The organism is Mucilaginibacter puniceus (assembly GCF_054783175.1).
Genome location: NZ_BAAGRB010000001.1, coordinates 1,225,159 through 1,243,085, shown reverse-complemented (window position 1 = coordinate 1,243,085; position 17,927 = coordinate 1,225,159). Strand labels below are relative to the sequence as shown.

Genomic DNA, 17,927 nt, shown 5'->3' with positions numbered 1-17,927 from the left:
TTTTGTAAAAAACGGTAAGGGCTACATTTACAATTATTTTTTCTCTCGGGGCAACCTAATAACCCCATTGCCGTATTCCCTATAAAAATAATAAAATATGTATAAAAGAACTTCTATTCTACTGGCATTTATTCTGCCGCTAATTATTTCATCGTGTCAAAAACAAGGTATACAAACTGTACATTACGGAAACCGCACAATAAAATTTATTCTTTACACTAACAAAGACTTTTCAAACGATAAGGACACTATCAAATTTTCATTAACGATAAGGAATCAAGAACAAACCTTTGCTTTTGATTCGGCCCTAACCGCAATGAGGGTTAAAGATATTCCCAACCCGACAAACAAATGGACCTTTACAAAAACCATCCCCAATGATGGTACTATTCTTATAGCCGGTTTTAATTACTATATTAAGAATGTTGGTTATTCGTGGTTTTTAGATACCGTAGGTGTCAATCAACAAGTAAAAACAATAGAATATCCGTTTCAATAAGACAAAAAAATGAACAAACAAAAAAAGGAGGCTTAAGCCTCCTTTTTACGGTCTAATAATCTTACTTTTTAAAATGATCAATGATCAAATTGGCAAGTTCAACACCAATACGCTCCTGTGCTTCGTTAGTAGCAGCACCAATGTGTGGGGTTAATGAAATTTTAGGGTGTTTAGTTATTTCTTCGCGTGGGGTTGGTTCGTTATCATAAACATCCAACGCAGCAAATGAAACCTGGCCGCTGTTTAATGCGTCAATTAAAGCTAATTCGTCAATCAATCCACCTCGTGAGCAGTTAACCAAGCCTACGCCTTTTTTCAAACGGGCTAACTCGGCAGCGCCAAATAAAGCTTTGTCAACAAACGGAGTATGTAAAGTTATAAAATCAGCTTGCGCGATAACTTCATCCAAAGTAGCTGTTTTTACAGTTACATTAACTTTAGTACCGCCTGTACCTAAAACAATTTCAACCTCAGGTTTAAAAGGGAAAAGATCATAAGCAATAACATCCATACCTACGCCGATAGCAATTTTAGCTACTTCACGACCGATACGGCCAAAACCTACGATACCTAATGTTTTACCACGTAGTTCAACACCTTTAGCATAAGCTTTTTTAAGGTCATTAAACTTAGTAGTTCCCTCAACCGGCATTTTGCGGTTGCTATCTGCTAAAAAGCGTACACCTGTAAACAGGTGACCAAAAACCAATTCGGCAACTGATAATGATGAAGAAGCGGGCGTATTATAAACACCTATCCCTTTTTCTTTAGCGTACTCTACATCAATATTATCCACACCTACACCACCACGGCCAATAAGCTTCAAATTAGGGCAGGCATCAATTAATGCTTTGCGTACTTTGGTAGCACTGCGTACAGTTATACCATCATAAGCTTGTAATTTCTCAGGCAATTCGTCCTGAGGTATGTTGTTGGTATCAATAATAAAACCGGCATCTTCTAATAGTTTTTTTCCTATTGGGTCTATACCGTCATTAGCTAATATTTTGATCATTATTTGGGTCATTGAGTCATTGGGTCATTAAGTCATTGACCATTTTGAATGACCCAATGACTTAATGACTTTAATGACGTGATAAATTATTTATTTTTCTCAGCAAATTCGCGCATGGCATCAATCAGCACGTGTATGCTGGTGATAGGTAACGCATTGTATATAGAGGCACGGAAACCACCAACACTACGGTGACCTTTAATACCCACTATACCTTTTTCGTCGCAAAGTTTCAGGAATGGTTTTTCCAATTCCGGATTTTCGGCAACAAAACAAACATTCATATGTGAGCGGTCTTCCTTGGCAGCTACTGCTTTAAACAGCGGGTTGCGATCGATCTCTTCATATAAAACTTTCGCTTTAGCTTCGTTCTCTTTTTGTATACCGGCTACACCACCTTTGGCTTTTAACCATTTAAGGGTTAGCATTGATACATATATAGCAAACACAGGCGGGGTGTTATACATTGAACCACCTTCAATTTGTGTTTGGTAATTAAACATTGCCGGTATTTTACGATCAACTTTACCTAAAATATCATCTTTAATAACTACCAGCGTAGTACCAGCAGGGCCCATATTTTTTTGAGCACCGGCATAAATAATTCCAAAATCAGCTACGTTAATTTCGCGGCTAAAAATATCTGATGACATATCGCAAATAACAGGTATAGGCGATTTTAAAAATTTATGTAACTGTGTACCGTAAATAGTATTGTTTGATGTAATGTGGAAATAAGCTGCATCAGCAGGTATTTCAAAATCTTTAGGGATGTAAGTAAAGTTACTCTCTTTTGATGTAGCCACTACTTGAACTTCGCCAAAGTACTTTGCCTCTTTTAATGCTTTGTTTGCCCATACACCTGATTCTAAATAAGCAGCTTTGCCACCATCAGGTAACAGGTTATAAGGCACCATTGCAAATTGCGTACTGGCACCACCTTGTAAAAATAAAACAGAATAGCCTTCGGGTACGTTAAGCAATTCTTTAACTAGTTTTACCGCCTCGTCTAAAACAGCTTCAAATTCAGCCGAACGGTGTGAAATTTCAAGCAGGGAAAGTCCTGTTCCGTTAAAATCAACTACCGCTTGTGCAGCCTGCTTTAAAACTTCGTGTGGTAAAATGCCGGGTCCGGCACCAAAATTATGTTTCATATAATTTGTTATTGGGTTTTGCTAAATTGACAACTTTGTCTTTAGACGGGGCGAAGTTAGTCAATTTGACAAAATATTATACTTTTATTTACGCTTTTTATAAAATAATACAAAAACAAGACAATTACGCCTTTCCATTTTAAATATTAAAAAAATATAGGGTTTTTATTAACAGCCTTGTATTTGCAGGCATTTAACGAACAGCTTTTAATTGGGCTATAGCGTCCATAGGATTAGCCGATGAGAACACCGAATTACCTGCTACCAGTAAATTAGCTCCGGCATTTATCAATTTATTCGCATTATTGATATCCACACCGCCATCCACCTCAATTAATAAATTAGGGTTGCTCATGTTACTTAATGCGCGTATATCATGCAATTTATTATATGTGTTTTGAATAAACTTTTGCCCACCGAAGCCGGGGTTAACAGACATGATCAACACCAGGTCAAGATCGGTCACAATATCCTTCAATAGATCAACCCGGGTATGTGGGTTTAAAGCAACCCCAGCAGTGCAACCCAGCTCTTTTATAAATTGTACCGTACGATGCAGGTTGGGGCAAGCCTCATAATGCACCGTAATATTATGTGCGCCTGCTGCTGCAAAAGCTTTAATGTAACGATCAGGATCCTTTATCATCAAATGCACATCTAAAGGTTTTGTGGCAATTTTATTAACAGCGTTTAGTATAGGGAAGCCAAAAGAGATATTGGGTACAAACGCTCCATCCATCACATCTACATGTATCCAGTCTGCCTGGCTTGCATTAAGCATTTCTATATCGCGCTGCAAGTTGCCAAAATCAGCCGCTAAAATTGATGGTGCTATAAGATGAGTGGTCATTGGTGAGTAGTCATTAGTTATGCAAATATATTAAATAAGCATCATACTAATGTGTCTATATACTAAGGATAACTGTAGAAAAACTAATGACCAATGACATAATGACTAATGACCATTAATCACAATGCTGCAACAGATCGTAATACTTTTTCATCAACACTACATCATAGTTAACCAATGAGTTGTATGCCTCTGCTACCAACTCATTTAAAATTGACGCACCAAGCTTGCCTCCACCATTAGGGATGGATTCATAGTAAGCTATTAATTCTTTAACCCTTATAATCTCATATAACAATAATTGTATCAAATCGGCTTCTGGTCCCGAAGGTGAGCCTGATGTATTATTGTTTTTTAGAAAATCTAAAGGATCGTCTGGTACGGATGGCATAATAAAAGGGGTCTCGCTTTAGCTTTTCAGTAACTACTAACTACCATAAGTTGCAAAATATAGGTTTTGTTTTAAAAAAATGAAAAAAAGCGTTTAAACAACAAAAGCCTTAAAAAAGGCTTTTGTTCATATAAAATCAGGCTTTTATTATTGGTTGCTTTCCGGGCGAGGCAATAAAACTTTACGAGAAAGTTTCAATTTACCTTGCTTATCCACATCTAATAACTTAACGCGTACTTCGTCGCCTATTTCAAAAATACCGTCCATAGTTTCAATACGTTTATGGTCAATTTCTGATATGTGTAATAAACCGTCTTTACCCGGCATAATCTCAACAAATGCACCAAAAGGCATAATTGATTTTACTTTACCTTCATATATCTCGCCAACTTCAGGTTTTGAAGCTATAGCTTTTATACGTGATACCGCTTTGTCAATAGCATCTTTATTATCGGCAAATATTTGAACTACGCCCTGGTTACCAACTTCCTCAATTGAGATAGTAGCACCGGTTTCGCGTTGCATTTCTTGTATAATTTTTCCGCCGGGACCGATAACCGCACCGATAAATTCTTTATCAATACGGATAGTAACGATACGTGGAGCATGTGGTTTGTAATCTTCGCGAGGGGCAGCAATAGTTTTTGCCATTTCGCCTAAAATGTGTAAACGGCCATCTTTAGCCTGGTTTAAAGCATTGGTCAACACTTCCCATGAAAGGCCGTTGATCTTCAAATCCATCTGCACAGCAACAATACCATTTTTGGTACCGGTTACTTTAAAGTCCATATCACCTAAATGATCTTCATCACCTAATATGTCAGAAAGGATAGCATATTTGGTACCCATTTCATTAGTGATCAATCCCATTGCGATACCTGATACCGGTTCTTTAATTTTAATACCGGCATCCATCAATGCCAATGTACCGGCACAAACCGTAGCCATTGATGATGAACCGTTTGATTCTAAAATATCAGATACTACACGAATTGTATAAGGATTTTCATCATCAGCAGGCAATACACGTTTTAATGAACGCATAGCTAAGTTACCATGGCCGATTTCACGACGGCCGGCTCCCCTGTTAGGACGAACCTCGCCTGTTGAAAACCCTGGGAAATTATAGTGTAGTAAAAATTTTTGATAACCGTTGATGAAAGCGCCATCAATCATTTGCTCATCATCTTTAGCACCTAAAGTTACTGAGGTTAATGATTGTGTTTCGCCACGTGTAAATACGGCAGAACCGTGAGCAGCAGGCAAGTAACCCACTTCGCTCCATATAGGGCGTATTTGGGTAGTGCTACGGCCATCTAAACGTTTACCTTCATCTAATACCAAATTACGTATAGCATCATACTCTACATCATGGTAATATTTTTTGGCTAAAAACTTGGTAACATCATCAATTTCGCCTAAAGTAGCTATGTATTCGTCACGTACGGCTTTAAATTTAGCACCACGCTCGTCTTTACCAGAAGCTTCGCCAGCGATGGCGTATACTTTATCATAAGTAGCAGCGTAAATTGCTTTCTCTAACTCATCATTGCTATGCTCATGGCTGTAAACACGTTTTTCGGTTTTGCCAACCTCAATAGTTAGTTCTTTTTGAGCTAAGCATTGAACTTTAATAGCAGCATGGGCAAATTTGATGGCCTCTACCAATTCAGCTTCCTGAATTTCGGCGCCTTCACCTTCAACCATATTGATATCATGCTCGTTACCGGCTACAATAAACTCTAAAGTAGCATTAGCTAATTGGCTTAAAGTTGGGTTAATAACTAATTTACCATCAATTTTAGCTACACGTACTTCAGATATAGGGCCGTTAAACGGAATATCTGAAACTGCTAATGCTGCTGATGCGGCTAAACCGGCTAATGCATCAGGCATGATGTCTTTATCTGCAGATATCAATGATATCATTACTTGAGTGTCTGCATGATAATCTGACGGGAACATAGGGCGTAAAGCGCGGTCAACCAAACGAGAGATCAATACCTCATAGTCTGATAAACGTGCCTCGCGGCGTAAAAACCCACCGGGAATGCGGCCCGTAGCTGCATATTTCTCCTGATAGTCAACTGATAGCGGTAAAAAGTCAACGCCTTCTTTTGCTTCGGGTGATGATACTACGGTAGCCAATAACATGGTATCACCCATTTTTATTACTACAGCGCCATCGGCTTGTTTGGCCAGTTTTCCGGTTTCGATCTCAATGGTGCGGCCGTCACCTAAATCAATAACCTTTTTAATTACATTTAAACTCATCGTGTTGTCGTTGTGATGCACTTTTCATCTTTTAGAGTGCACCGGTTTTTTATAGTGTGTGTATTGTTTTTCGATAGTATTATTTGCCTCTTTAAGGCATCGAAGCTATTATAATCGTTGTTTATTTTTTGTAGATTATAATGGTTTCAGTAAAGTAAAAAAGCCATCCACAAATTCGGGACGGCTTTTTGTAAAAAATAAGTTTAAGTTATTTAATGATATCCCTAAGCTGTAAAGCTTTGATGATAGCACGATACCTTTCAATATCTTTTTTGTAAAGGTAAGCCAACAATCCGCGGCGTTTACCTACTAATTTTTGCAGTGATAACTGGGTTGAAAAATCATGTTTGTTTTTTTTCAGGTGACCGGTTAAGTGTGCAATGCGGTAGGTAAATAAAGCTACCTGACCTTCGGTTGAACCTGTATCATTAGGGCCCTTACCGTGTTTAGCGAAAATCGCTTGTTTTTCTTCTGTACTTAAATACATTACGTAAATAATATTAAAGCGTGTATAAATTAATTATTTGTGGCTGCAAAGATAGTGTTATAATTCAAAATTAAAAAGTTAAAATTCAAAACTTTAAATACTTGAAAAACATTTATTTATTTGTAATTAACGAACCATAAAATTCGCCCAGGTCCATACCTGCCGCCCGCACCTGCTGTGGTATTAAACTGGCTGACGACTGGCCGGGTGTTGTATTAACCTCAATAAAATAAAAATCATTGGTTGCTTCCAGCAAAATAAAATCTATCCTAACCATACCACGGCAATTTAAACGCAAATAAACCTGGGTAACTATATCATTTATCTCCGAAACTTTTTCAAATGGCAAATCAGCGGGGGTAATCTCTTGTGATGCGCCGGGAGTATACTTGGCTTCATAATCAAAAAAATCTTTCGAACTAATGATCTCGGTAGGTGGTAAAACTTTTATATGCCCGTTTAGGCGTACAACGCCAACACTAAACTCGCGGCCCTGTATAAATTGCTCCACCAATACCTGGTCGTCTTCTTTAAACGCTTTGTTTAAGGCATCATTTAACCCGTTAATTTTATAAACCTTGCTCATGCCTACGCTACTACCGCCATTATTGGGTTTAACAAAAAGCGGAAACTTTAAACTTGCAGCTATAGCGCCAACATCATGAAAATCCCTTTTATGCAATTGCATTGACCGGGCACAACGTAAACCATGAATACCATTTACTATCGATTTGGTATAAGCTTTATTCATGGTAATTGCTGATGTGGTTGAATCGCAGGTATTATAAGGTATCCCCAGCATATCCAAATATCCCTGTAGCTTACCATCCTCGCCGGGCGTGCCATGCACAGTTATAAATGCAAAATCAAACTTTATTTTTTCGCCGTTTATGGTAAGGCTAAAATCATTTTTATCAATATCAAACCTATCACTTTCAATTTCATGGAACCACCTGTCGCGGTTGATCAGGATAGTATATACCTTAAATCTTTCCGGATTTAAATTAGCGGCTATATTTTTAGCACTGTTAAGCGATACTTCATACTCTCCGGTGTAACCACCGGCTAAAAGGGCAACATTTATCATAGCTTCAAATATAGTTTTTTGGCTTCACAGAAAAATTTTTATCCTAATTTATTTTAGTGATGTTTTTACATTTTTAACATAACCAAATCCATTAATTAATTTTTTTACCTTATGTTTGATACTCAATAAAACATTGATCTATCCTAACTGCTGATGAACAAATTTATAGCCTATATAAAGACTAAAGATTTCCGAAAAACCATTCTATTAGCCATAGGGTCGGTTATTGCAGTTGTTTTGATAGCCTTTTTCAGCTTAAGCTTTTATACTAACCATGGCACTGGCATACCTGTACCAAAATTAAAGGGTTTAAGTGCCGACAATGCTATAAAAATGCTGGAAGACCAGGGATTTGATTATCGGGTAGATTCTGTTTACAAAGTTGACGTGGCACCCGGAACCATTATTGAGCAAGATCCTGACCCCGGTACTTTTGTAAAAGAGAATCGCATCATCTATTTAACCATGGTAAAAACCGAGGCACCTATTATTTCATTACCTGATGTTGAGGGGAATTTATTTATAGAAGCCTCGGGCGTGCTAAAAAATTATGGATTAAAATTTGATACCACTTACCGTTCAGACATTGCTCCCGACAGGGTACTGGAGGTAAGATATGAAGGACGGATCATTAAACCGGGTGAAAAAATACCCAAAGGATCAAAACTTGAATTGATTCTGGGCGATGGTAAGGGAGCTGCCGAATTCCCAATACCTGACTTAATGAATATGGACCTGGATGCCGCTAAAATGGCTATCATAGGAGCCGGATTTACTATTGGTGCAATTGAATACCAGGGTGCAATTACTGATTCAAATAATGTTACTGTAGTTGAACAATTTCCTCCATATGCAGATTCGACCAAAGTAAGTATTGGTACGCCTTTTAGTTTAAAAGTAACACAAGGACATTAATTAATGGATCAAATTGATGCCAATACCCTACTTGTACGATTAAATAAAGGTGAAATTTTAAATTTGCTGGATGTTAGGGAAACAATAGAGTATCATACCTTTAACATCGGCGGTAAAAATTTCCCGCTATCAGCTTTTCAACAAAATATTCATCAGTTGAGTTATAACAAAACTGATGAGATAATTGTTATTTGCAAGGTTGGCTTACGAAGCGAAACCGCACAACATATTTTATTACAAAACGGATATGAAAACGTAAAAAATCTGACCGGCGGATTAATTGCGTTACAAAAAATACAATTACCATGACAGCAAAAAAACAGTCAACCGGACTAACCAGGAAGTTTATAATCGCATTGGGGGTTATAATTCTTATAGGTTTAGGCGGTACCATATTTTTTTATTACCTAAGGTATTTTGGACCAAACGTTACCGACAATAAGGAATACTTATACATACATACAGGAGCAGGTTATGACGAGGTTTACAAAAATATACGTGATGAAAAGATAGTTAAAGATACCGCCACTTTTAACTGGGCCGCCCATAACATGAAATATATTGGCAGGGTAAAACCGGGCAGATACCGATTAACACCGGGTATGGGCAACCGTAAGTTTATAAATATGCTGATAGCCGGCAACCAGGAGGCTGTAAAATTATCCTTTCATAATTTTAGGCTAAAAGAACAATTTGCAGCCTTTGTAGGTAAAAAATTGGAGCCCGACTCTAATGCAATTATGCGCTTATTGGATTCTGCAGAATTTGTTAAGCAGTACGATTTTACAACCGATAATGTGTACGCTGTATTTTTACCGGACAGTTACGAAATATACTGGAACACCACACCCGAAAAGTTTTTTAAACGGATGTATGATCATTATGAAAATTTTTGGACCCCAGAACGCAAACAAAAAGCAGAGGCTATTAACCTTACTCCGGTACAAGTATCCGTATTAGCCTCTATTGTTGATGCTGAGGCCCTGCATGATGATGAAATGCCAACTATTGCCGGCTTGTATTTAAATCGTCTTAAAAAAGGCCAAAAATTACAATCAGACCCTACTGTAATATTTGCTATAGGCGACTTTACCATTAAACGCGTGCTGAACCGGGATCTGGTTAAAAATTCCCCTTATAATACCTACATGTATAAAGGTTTACCTCCGGGACCTATAATGATGCCATCAATAAATGCCATTAAAGCTGTATTGGATTATAAAAAGAGCGATTATATTTACATGTGTGCCAAAGCTGATGGTTCAGGATATCATGCTTTTGCCAACAATGAAACCGAGCATAAAGCTAATGCGCGCAAATTTCAGCAGTATTTAAACCAAAGAAACATTAAAAGATAATGTTTGAGCACTCCACTAAAATAAGGGTGCGCTACGGCGAAACCGACCAAATGGGCTATATGTACTATGGCAACTATGCCGAGTTTTACGAAGTTGGCCGTGTGGAAATGCTGCGCAGTTTGGGGCTTACCTATAGCGGCATGGAAGCATCGGGCATTATGATGCCGGTACTGGAAATGAAATGCAAATTTTTAAAACCTGCCCGATACGATGAAGAAATTAGCGTTAAGGTAATTATGGATAAAATGCCTGGTGTTAAAATTCATTTCAGGTATGAATTTCATAACGAAAAATCAGAGTTGATACATACTGCCGAAACGCTATTGGTTTTTGTCAATATGCTGACAAATCGCCCCTGTCTCCCATCGCAGGAGTTTTTGGATAAGTTAAAGCCATATTTTAAGTAAATTTGCTGCCAAATGAAATGGCTGCACCGCATACTGCTTAATTTTAACTTTTACAGCAAAATTGTTAAATGGACCAAATCTGTTGTTTTACCTGGATTTGGTACTTTGTCTATATACGAAGTTATTGAAGCCTTAATGTATGAAGTAACGGAGGATTACCTGTTAAATAAGGCATCTTCCCTGGCTTTTAACTTTATGCTGGCACTGTTTCCGGCTATTATATTTTTATTTACACTGATACCCTACATACCTATAGATGATTTTCGGGGTACTTTGTTAAGGCTCTTAGCATCTATTTTACCTCATAATGCCTATATGGCATTAGAAAACACCATTGTGGATATTATTAACAATCAAAACGGCTCATTATTATCCATCGGTTTTCTTTCAGCCTTGTATTTTGCTACCAACGGGGTAAGTACTTTAATGAAAGCATTTAATAATTCATCATTAATTCTTGAAAAACGCACCTGGCTAAAAAGGCGAATGATAGCCCTTACACTTACCGTGGTTATCAGTATATCATTAATATTGGCCATAGGAATAATGATAGCCGGACAAGACCTGATCAAGCTTATACAAAGTCATTTGGCCAGTAAAAGCTATTTTTGGGTGTATGTGATCGCGCTAACACGCTGGATAATTATCATTGCTATATTTTTTACTACTATATCTTTACTATACCGCTACGGCCCTTCGCATAAATTAAAATGGAACTTTATGAGCCCGGGATCGGTTTTAGCTACTACGCTGGCTGTTTTAACTTCACTGGGCTTTACTTATTATATCAACAACTTTTCATCTTACAATAAAATATATGGCTCAATTGGTACGCTGATAGTGGTGATGTTATGGTTATACATCAACTCGCTTATCCTGCTAATTGGCTTTGAATTAAATGCCAGCATCGACCTTTCTAAGCGGTCAATTAAAGAGGTTAAGAAACGTTACAATACTTTTCGCGAAACAAAAATATCCGAAATGTAGCTTTAAATAACTCCCTGTCAATTACTTATACAGCTAAATATTAATTTCAAAAAAAATGAATATCCAATTTGGCAATTCGGCACGGTTTTGTACTTTTGACCCCGGAGAGCTGGCAGAGTGGTCGATTGCGGCAGTCTTGAAAACTGTTGACTGTAACAGGTCCTGGGGTTCGAATCCCTAGCTCTCCGCACACAACGCTATTAAAACAAAAAACCTGCAAATCAAACGTTGCAGGTTTTTCTGCTTTAGGGCATCCTATCGTACTGACCCACTAAACTTTTTTTAAATTATTATTGAGACTTTCTGTAATTTGTATGGATAACAGCGTTTTTATTGTTATGATTTGACGATATTGGCCTGAGCAGAATTAAGAGAAGTGATAGCACATTTGCTATGATAGTAAAATTATAAACCACAAAAAATGAATAGAGCAATTATAAAGTTTACAGTTTTGTTTTCAGTAGCTGTATTATGCAGTTTTATTGTAAAAGGAGAAGACGGTTATGATTTGTGGCTTAGAAAAGGCCCGGCAAAACCAGTAAAGGTGGTAGTAACAGGCAAAAAATCAGCTACGCTTGATGCGGCAAAAGATGAGCTTATTCAATTTTGGCAAGGCACTCCTAACACAACAGTTCAACTGGTAATAAAAAACGATAAAACCATAAAACCCGACGGCTTTAAAATTAATGGCACTGTAGTTACCGCCAGTACTGATGCAGGTGTTTTATATGGGGTATATGACTTACTGCGCAGAACCGCAACCGGGCAATCAACCAACAACGTGTTAAGCAACCCATCTTACCAACGCCGTTTACTTAATCATTGGGATAACCCTACGGGTAGTATTGAACATGGCTTTGCCGGTAAATCAATTTTTTGGCGTAACGAGAAGGACTCAGTAACCGTTAATGATGGCGATATCAGCCGATGGAAAGACTATGCACGTATTAACGCATCTGTGGGCATCAATGGTGCCGTTATAAATAATGTTAATGCATCACCGATGATGCTTTCTGCTCCGTACCTGAAAAAAGCCGCAGCTATTGCAAACGCAATGCGCCCATATGGCATGAAGATATATATTGCTCCAAATTTCGCCTCGCCGATACGCCAGGGCGGCTTAAAAACTGCCGACCCGCTTGATCCGGAAGTAATTAAATACTGGCAAGCAAAAGCCAAAGAAATATATGCTTTGATACCTGATTTTGGCGGCTTTTTGGTTAAAGCTAATAGCGAGGGCCAACCCGGTCCACAGGACTATAAGCGCACCCATGTTGACGGTGCAAACCTACTGGCAGATGCCGTTAAACCTTTTGGAGGGATTGTGATGTGGCGTGCGTTTGTGTATGCAGCTAATGACCCCGACAGGGCAAAACAAGCCGTTCAGGAGTTTATGCCGTTTGATGGACAATTTAGAGACAATGTGATCATCCAGGTTAAAAACGGCCCGGTTGATTTCCAACCGCGCGAGCCATTTAGTCCGTTATTTGGTGCTATGAAGAAAACATCAGTGATGCCTGAGTTCCAGATCATGCAGGAGTACCTGGGTCAAGCTAAGCAACTGGTTTTTCTTTCAACCATGTGGGAAGAATGCCTTAAAAGCGATACTTATCAAGCCGGCACGGGCAGCACCGTTGGTAAGGTTACAGATGGAAGCATCTATCCTCAAAAATATACCGCTATTGCAGGCGTATCAAACATAGGTTTAGATAGCAACTGGACCGCCCACCCATTTGCTGCCGCAAACTGGTATGCCTTTGGCCGTTTAGCCTGGGATAATACCTTAACCAGCGAGCAAATAGCAGACGAATGGCTTAAACTAACATTTGCGCCGGTTACCGATGAAGGCAAGACAGCCATGGCAGCCAAAAACTGGGATAGCGCGTTTTTAGCACCCGTAAAGAAAATGATGCTTGACAGTCGTGAAGCTGCCGTAAACTATATGATGCCGTTGGGTTTGCATCATCAGTTCTCTTCGTATGATCATTATGGCCCGGGACCATGGTATGCTCCGGCACGTACACGTGCCGACTGGACGCCACCATATTACCATAAGGCAGACAAACAAGGAATCGGCTTTAACAGAACTAAAACCGGTACCGATGCGGTTAGCCAATACCACGAGCCGCTTGCCAGTACCTTCGGCTCTTTAGAAAACTGCCCGGAAATATATCTGCTGTGGTTCCACCATGTACCGTGGACATATAAAATGAAAAGCGGTAGAACGCTATGGGATGAATTATGTATAAAGTACGATACCGGTGTAAAACAGGTAAGGCAGTTTCAGGTTGTTTGGGATATGGCCGAGCCGTTTGTTGACAAGGAACGTTTTACCAATGTACAAAGCAGGCTACGCATACATGTGCGCGACGCGCAGGTTTGGAAAGATGCCAGCATATTGTATTTTCAAACATTTAGCGGTATGCCTATTCCGTATGAAGTTGAACGCCCCGTGCGCGATTTGAGTTACATGATGAGTACACCGCCTGCAAATATTAAATAACCAGATGTGTATAAGGCTTTTTTATAGCCTTTACCTTTATAATAATTAATCTATACCACAACTATGGAATACAGACAATTAGGCGCATCAGGCCTGCGTGTGCCGGCACTAAGTTTTGGCACAGCCACGTTTGGAGGCGGTAATGATTTTTTTAAAGCCTGGGGCAGCACTGATGTTGCGGAAGCAAAAAAGCTGGTTAATATATGCCTTGATGCCGGAGTAAACCTGTTTGATACCGCCAATGTTTACTCAAACGGTATGGCCGAAGAGATTTTGGGGCAAGCCATAAAAGGTTTACAAAATAAGTTGCTTATTTCTACCAAAGCTACCTTCCCTATGGGCGACGGGCCAAACGATTATGGCTCATCTCGCGCACATTTAGTTAAGGAATGTGATGCCAGTTTAAAGCGATTAGGTGTAGACCATATCGATATTTACCATATGCATGGTTTTGATGCCAATACACCTATGGAAGAAACTTTACGTGCGTTAGATGATTTGGTAACAAGCGGAAAAATACGTTACATCGCCTGTTCCAATTTTTCGGGCTGGCATTTGATGGAGTCATTATCTATCTCTGAGCGTTATGGCTGGTCGCGGTATATTGCACACCAGGCTTATTATACTTTATTGGACAGGGAGTTTGAATGGGAACTGATGTCATTAGGTGTAAAGCATAATGTGAGTACTATTGTATGGAGCCCGCTATCAGCAGGGTTATTGACAGGTAAATACCGCCGTGGACAAGCGCCAAAAGATACCCGCCTGGCACAGGGCGGCGAACAGGGCCCACCGGTAAATTATGAAAGGTTGTACAAAATTGTAGATGCGTTGGACGAAGTGGCGGAAGAAACCGGCAAATCATTAACCCAGGTATCATTAAACTGGCTATTACAGCGACCAACGGTAGCTAACCTGATAATAGGTGCCCGTAACGAAGATCAATTAAAACATAACTTAGGAGCCGTGGGTTGGAACTTAACCACCGAGCAGGTTAAAAAACTGGATACGGCCAGCGAAATAGACCCCATATATCCTTACTGGCATCAGCGCGGTTTTCCGCAATTAAATGCAGCTCCAAAACTTTATTAAAGCATATACAAAAAACAAAAGCCGCCTGTAACCAGGCGGCTTTGCTATTGCTTAGTAAGTGATTATAGTTTTAAAGAAACCTTTTGCCCTGATTTAACCGCTGCGTAAACCGCATCAATTATTTTAGCATCCTTTACCGCTTCTTCACCGTCAACAGGTACAACGGCTGTTTTACCTTCCAGGAATATTCCGGCCATTTCGTCCATTTGTATGGTTTGCTGCATGGGCGGCGATACTGCTTTTAAATCTCCCCTGTGAGTTCTGCCTTTTAAAGGTCCGTAGCCATTTGCAGGGTTTAATTCTGCATAGCCCCTTGTACCTATCAATAAAAATCTGTCCACATTATTCATGGCATAAGTTGATAAACACTGGGCAACAGCCCCACTTGGGAAACCCATCTGGAAAGTTATGGTTTCATCCACCCCTTCCTTAAATTTTACCGGGTCAGATTTTGGAGCTTCCTGTGCAGTTACCCATATCGGGTCTTCGCCAATCATATAACGTGCGCCATTTATAGCATAAATACCAATATCCATCATGGAGCCACCGCCGGCTTTGTCTTTTTCTAAACGCCATTGAGGGCCGCCTATCCTAAAACCGCCGTTGCCGGTAAAGTATTGTATTTTCCCAAAATCGCCAGCTTTTCGCATCGCAATAATTTCCAGGTTTTTGGGTTCAAAGTGCATACGGTAACCTACCAATAGTTTAACACCTGCTTTTTTACAGCCATCAACTATTTCCTGGGCCTCCTTACCGTTTAATCCAAGTGGCTTTTCACTTATTACATGTTTGCCTGTTTTTGCTGCTCTTAGCACGTAGGGTTTATGTAAAAAGTTAGGAACAATTACATATATGGCATCAATATCAGGGTTGTTTTTGATATCCTCAAAATTATCGTAGTTATAAACGTTTTTATCCGGAATACCATATTTGGTTTGCCAGTCTTTAACCTTTGCCGGCGATCCACTTATCACGCCCACCAATTTGGCTTTTGTACTGGCTTGCAACGCCCTTGCCACAATGTTACCATAAGTACCAATACCCATTATAGCCACACGTAAAATGGGACCGTCATAAGGTGTAATTGTTGCTTCGGGATTAGTATTTGCCTTACTGATGATTGGCGCTAAACTTAATGCCACCGCCGACAGGCCCATCTTTTGTAAAAAATTTCTGCGAGAATTCATAACTAGATCAATTGGTTATATCAATATTACAAATTATGGTTTAAAAAAAGAAATTCGCTCCAGTGTTATTTATTGCGGCAAACCTTTATTTAAACAATTTAGTATCTATACTTTCGCCCATCATTACGTATCCCTTTTCATTAAGATGAAGATAGTCATTGGCGTTAGGTCCCGGTACAACCTCTTCCATCATCACTTCAGGATCAGCAGGATTGCGGACAGTTTTATCAAAGTCAATAACCGCGTCGTATTTACCGCTGGTGCGTATCCATTGGTTAACCCGTTGACGGGCTGCTTCGGTGTGTACGCTATAATACCCGTTCTTTTTAAACGGAGTAATAGTTGCGCCGTAAACCTTAATGCCTTTGGCATGTGCATCAGTTATCATTTTTTCAAACGCGGCAATTAAGTCTGTCGAAATTTTATGCACTGTTGCGCTGTCCCTTCTTGCAGCTCCGCCCAGGTCGTTCACGCCTTCAAATATAATTACCCATTTAATGCCGCTTTGGTTCAATACATCATGCTCAAAACGGCTAAGGGCATAAGGGCCAAGGCCACCACGTAACACCGCGTTACCGCCTATACCCATGTTCAGCACCCCTACATTTTGGGTAGCCTTGTCTTTCAATAAACTCATGGCTAATATATCCGGCCAGCGGTCTTGCTTGTTGGTACCAGATCCGCGTCCATCAGTAATGGAATCGCCAAAAGTGGCCACAGCACCTGCATTTTTATTGTTATTCTCTACATCTATCGCCACAATATTATACCAGTGGTCGGTTTTTACGGCGTTGGTATAATCGGTATTTGGCGCTGCCTGGTTGCCGGGTAAAATATACGAGGTTGTTCGTGAGCCGGGATGCCCGGTTACCGTTGGCGAAGTTTCGCCGTAGGCTATGGTGATAGCCACTAATGTTCTTGGCTCCAGTTTAAATGAAACTTCATCAGAAGTGATCTCTTTACCGGGCTCCATAGTAACCTCATTTTTACCATTAAATTTTAAGGTTTTTATGGTTGATGGATCAATATCAGCGCCGCCTTTTGAAACGGCTATTTGTACCCATTTCATATTAACCGCTTCTTTGCTAAACTCGTTGCTGAATTTAAAACGCAGATTTTTGCCACCGATAGAAACAGCTACTACCTGGCGTAGCGTGTTATTAGTTAAACCCGGCGCAGGGGGCATATTGTTTGGCTCAACCAATTGACGGGCCGTACCCCACGTGCCTACCCATTTCTTTTCAGCAGGCGGATCATTTGCAAAAACAGGGTTTGATAATACAAACAGGATAAATGTGCATGCTGTAAAAAGCGCACTTTTCAAAGTACTTGGTTTATAATTCATGGTTATAATTGAAATCGATTACAATATCGTATGTTTTACAGTAAATGTCTACTTTTCTGGTAAAAAGTTACAAAAACTATTCATACATATATACAAAAATGAACGGATGTTAACCTATATTATTATTTAGCACCCGTGGCATAATGATTGTTATTATCTTAATAAAAAAGATACACTATGAGCATATTAAAATTTGCCCTATTAGGCGCGGCAGTTGCCTATGGCATCACACAAATAACTAAAAGAAGAGAAGACGGGACCAGCATTTTAGATGACCTTACCGAAAAAGCACCTGAGTGGATGGACAAAGCCAAACAATTTGCCACCCAAAAAATTGACGAAGTTATGCAGGACCCGGCTTATAAGTCTTAAATTA

Annotated in this window: 18 protein-coding genes and 1 tRNA gene; 10 read left to right on the top strand and 9 right to left on the bottom strand. The window is 39.5% G+C overall.

Features of this window, described 5'->3' with window-relative positions:
- The first annotated feature begins 97 nt into the window (after window positions 1-97).
- Window positions 98-499, top strand: coding sequence for a hypothetical protein (locus ACYVJ6_RS05985; RefSeq protein WP_460693118.1), 402 nt, complete (start codon window positions 98-100; stop codon window positions 497-499).
- A 61-nt stretch (window positions 500-560) separates the two neighbouring features.
- Here the strand turns inward: ACYVJ6_RS05985 and ACYVJ6_RS05980 are convergent, their stop codons facing one another.
- From ACYVJ6_RS05980 to ACYVJ6_RS05950, 7 genes are all read right to left on the bottom strand, one after another.
- Window positions 561-1,514 carry a D-2-hydroxyacid dehydrogenase gene (locus ACYVJ6_RS05980; protein WP_460693117.1) on the bottom strand — a complete coding sequence of 318 codons (954 nt, stop codon included), beginning with the start codon at window positions 1,512-1,514 and terminating at the stop codon, window positions 561-563.
- 86 nt (window positions 1,515-1,600) lie between these two features.
- The gene (gene serC / locus ACYVJ6_RS05975; RefSeq protein WP_460693116.1) at window positions 1,601-2,668 is read right to left on the bottom strand and encodes a 3-phosphoserine/phosphohydroxythreonine transaminase; all 1,068 of its coding nucleotides are present in this window, start codon (window positions 2,666-2,668) and stop codon (window positions 1,601-1,603) included.
- Window positions 2,669-2,861: 193 nt separating this feature from the next.
- Complete coding sequence (gene rpe, locus ACYVJ6_RS05970) at window positions 2,862-3,518, bottom strand: ribulose-phosphate 3-epimerase (protein ID WP_460693115.1); 657 nt, start codon at window positions 3,516-3,518, stop codon at window positions 2,862-2,864.
- Window positions 3,519-3,633: 115 nt separating this feature from the next.
- A complete protein-coding gene (locus tag ACYVJ6_RS05965) occupies window positions 3,634-3,909 on the bottom strand; it encodes a hypothetical protein (protein WP_460693114.1) in 276 nt (91 codons plus the stop codon).
- A gap of 147 nt (window positions 3,910-4,056) precedes the next feature.
- The gene (pnp, locus tag ACYVJ6_RS05960; protein WP_460693113.1) at window positions 4,057-6,183 is read right to left on the bottom strand and encodes a polyribonucleotide nucleotidyltransferase; all 2,127 of its coding nucleotides are present in this window, start codon (window positions 6,181-6,183) and stop codon (window positions 4,057-4,059) included.
- Between the two features lie 208 nt (window positions 6,184-6,391).
- On the bottom strand, window positions 6,392-6,670 hold the full coding sequence (gene rpsO / locus ACYVJ6_RS05955) for a 30S ribosomal protein S15 (protein WP_460693112.1): 279 nt from the start codon (window positions 6,668-6,670) through the stop codon (window positions 6,392-6,394).
- A gap of 112 nt (window positions 6,671-6,782) precedes the next feature.
- Complete coding sequence (locus ACYVJ6_RS05950) at window positions 6,783-7,757, bottom strand: D-alanine--D-alanine ligase (RefSeq protein ID WP_460693111.1); 975 nt, start codon at window positions 7,755-7,757, stop codon at window positions 6,783-6,785.
- Between the two features lie 153 nt (window positions 7,758-7,910).
- Here ACYVJ6_RS05950 and ACYVJ6_RS05945 point away from each other — a divergent pair, with 153 nt between their 5' ends.
- From ACYVJ6_RS05945 to ACYVJ6_RS05910, 8 genes are all read left to right on the top strand, one after another.
- Complete coding sequence (locus ACYVJ6_RS05945) at window positions 7,911-8,672, top strand: PASTA domain-containing protein (protein WP_460693110.1); 762 nt, start codon at window positions 7,911-7,913, stop codon at window positions 8,670-8,672.
- A 3-nt stretch (window positions 8,673-8,675) separates the two neighbouring features.
- Entirely contained in the window at window positions 8,676-8,981 is a 306-nt protein-coding gene (locus tag ACYVJ6_RS05940; RefSeq protein ID WP_460693109.1) for a rhodanese-like domain-containing protein, read from the top strand.
- On the top strand, window positions 8,978-10,030 hold the full coding sequence (gene mltG, locus ACYVJ6_RS05935; RefSeq protein WP_460693108.1) for an endolytic transglycosylase MltG: 1,053 nt from the start codon (window positions 8,978-8,980) through the stop codon (window positions 10,028-10,030). Before ACYVJ6_RS05940 ends, mltG begins: the two co-directional genes overlap by 4 nt.
- Window positions 10,030-10,437, top strand: a complete 408-nt coding sequence (locus tag ACYVJ6_RS05930; RefSeq protein WP_460693107.1) for an acyl-CoA thioesterase — start codon at window positions 10,030-10,032, stop codon at window positions 10,435-10,437. Before mltG ends, ACYVJ6_RS05930 begins: the two co-directional genes overlap by 1 nt.
- Window positions 10,438-10,449: 12 nt before the next feature.
- Window positions 10,450-11,424, top strand: a complete 975-nt coding sequence (locus tag ACYVJ6_RS05925) for a YihY/virulence factor BrkB family protein (RefSeq protein WP_460693106.1) — start codon at window positions 10,450-10,452, stop codon at window positions 11,422-11,424.
- 103 nt (window positions 11,425-11,527) lie between these two features.
- Window positions 11,528-11,612: transfer RNA gene (locus ACYVJ6_RS05920), tRNA-Ser, on the top strand.
- A 233-nt stretch (window positions 11,613-11,845) separates the two neighbouring features.
- The gene (locus ACYVJ6_RS05915) at window positions 11,846-13,927 is read left to right on the top strand and encodes an alpha-glucuronidase (protein ID WP_460693105.1); all 2,082 of its coding nucleotides are present in this window, start codon (window positions 11,846-11,848) and stop codon (window positions 13,925-13,927) included.
- A 63-nt stretch (window positions 13,928-13,990) separates the two neighbouring features.
- Entirely contained in the window at window positions 13,991-15,019 is a 1,029-nt protein-coding gene (locus ACYVJ6_RS05910) for an aldo/keto reductase (protein WP_460693104.1), read from the top strand.
- Window positions 15,020-15,081: 62 nt separating this feature from the next.
- Here ACYVJ6_RS05910 and ACYVJ6_RS05905 read toward each other — a convergent pair whose 3' ends face one another.
- Together ACYVJ6_RS05905 and ACYVJ6_RS05900 are read right to left on the bottom strand one after the other, a co-directional pair.
- A complete protein-coding gene (locus ACYVJ6_RS05905) occupies window positions 15,082-16,206 on the bottom strand; it encodes a Gfo/Idh/MocA family protein (RefSeq protein ID WP_460693103.1) in 1,125 nt (374 codons plus the stop codon).
- A gap of 85 nt (window positions 16,207-16,291) precedes the next feature.
- On the bottom strand, window positions 16,292-17,551 hold the full coding sequence (locus ACYVJ6_RS05900; protein WP_460693102.1) for an SGNH/GDSL hydrolase family protein: 1,260 nt from the start codon (window positions 17,549-17,551) through the stop codon (window positions 16,292-16,294).
- Window positions 17,552-17,728: 177 nt separating this feature from the next.
- On the opposite strand from ACYVJ6_RS05900, the gene ACYVJ6_RS05895 reads away from it, so the two are divergent.
- The gene (locus tag ACYVJ6_RS05895; protein WP_460693101.1) at window positions 17,729-17,923 is read left to right on the top strand and encodes a YtxH domain-containing protein; all 195 of its coding nucleotides are present in this window, start codon (window positions 17,729-17,731) and stop codon (window positions 17,921-17,923) included.
- Window positions 17,924-17,927: the final 4 nt, after the last annotated feature.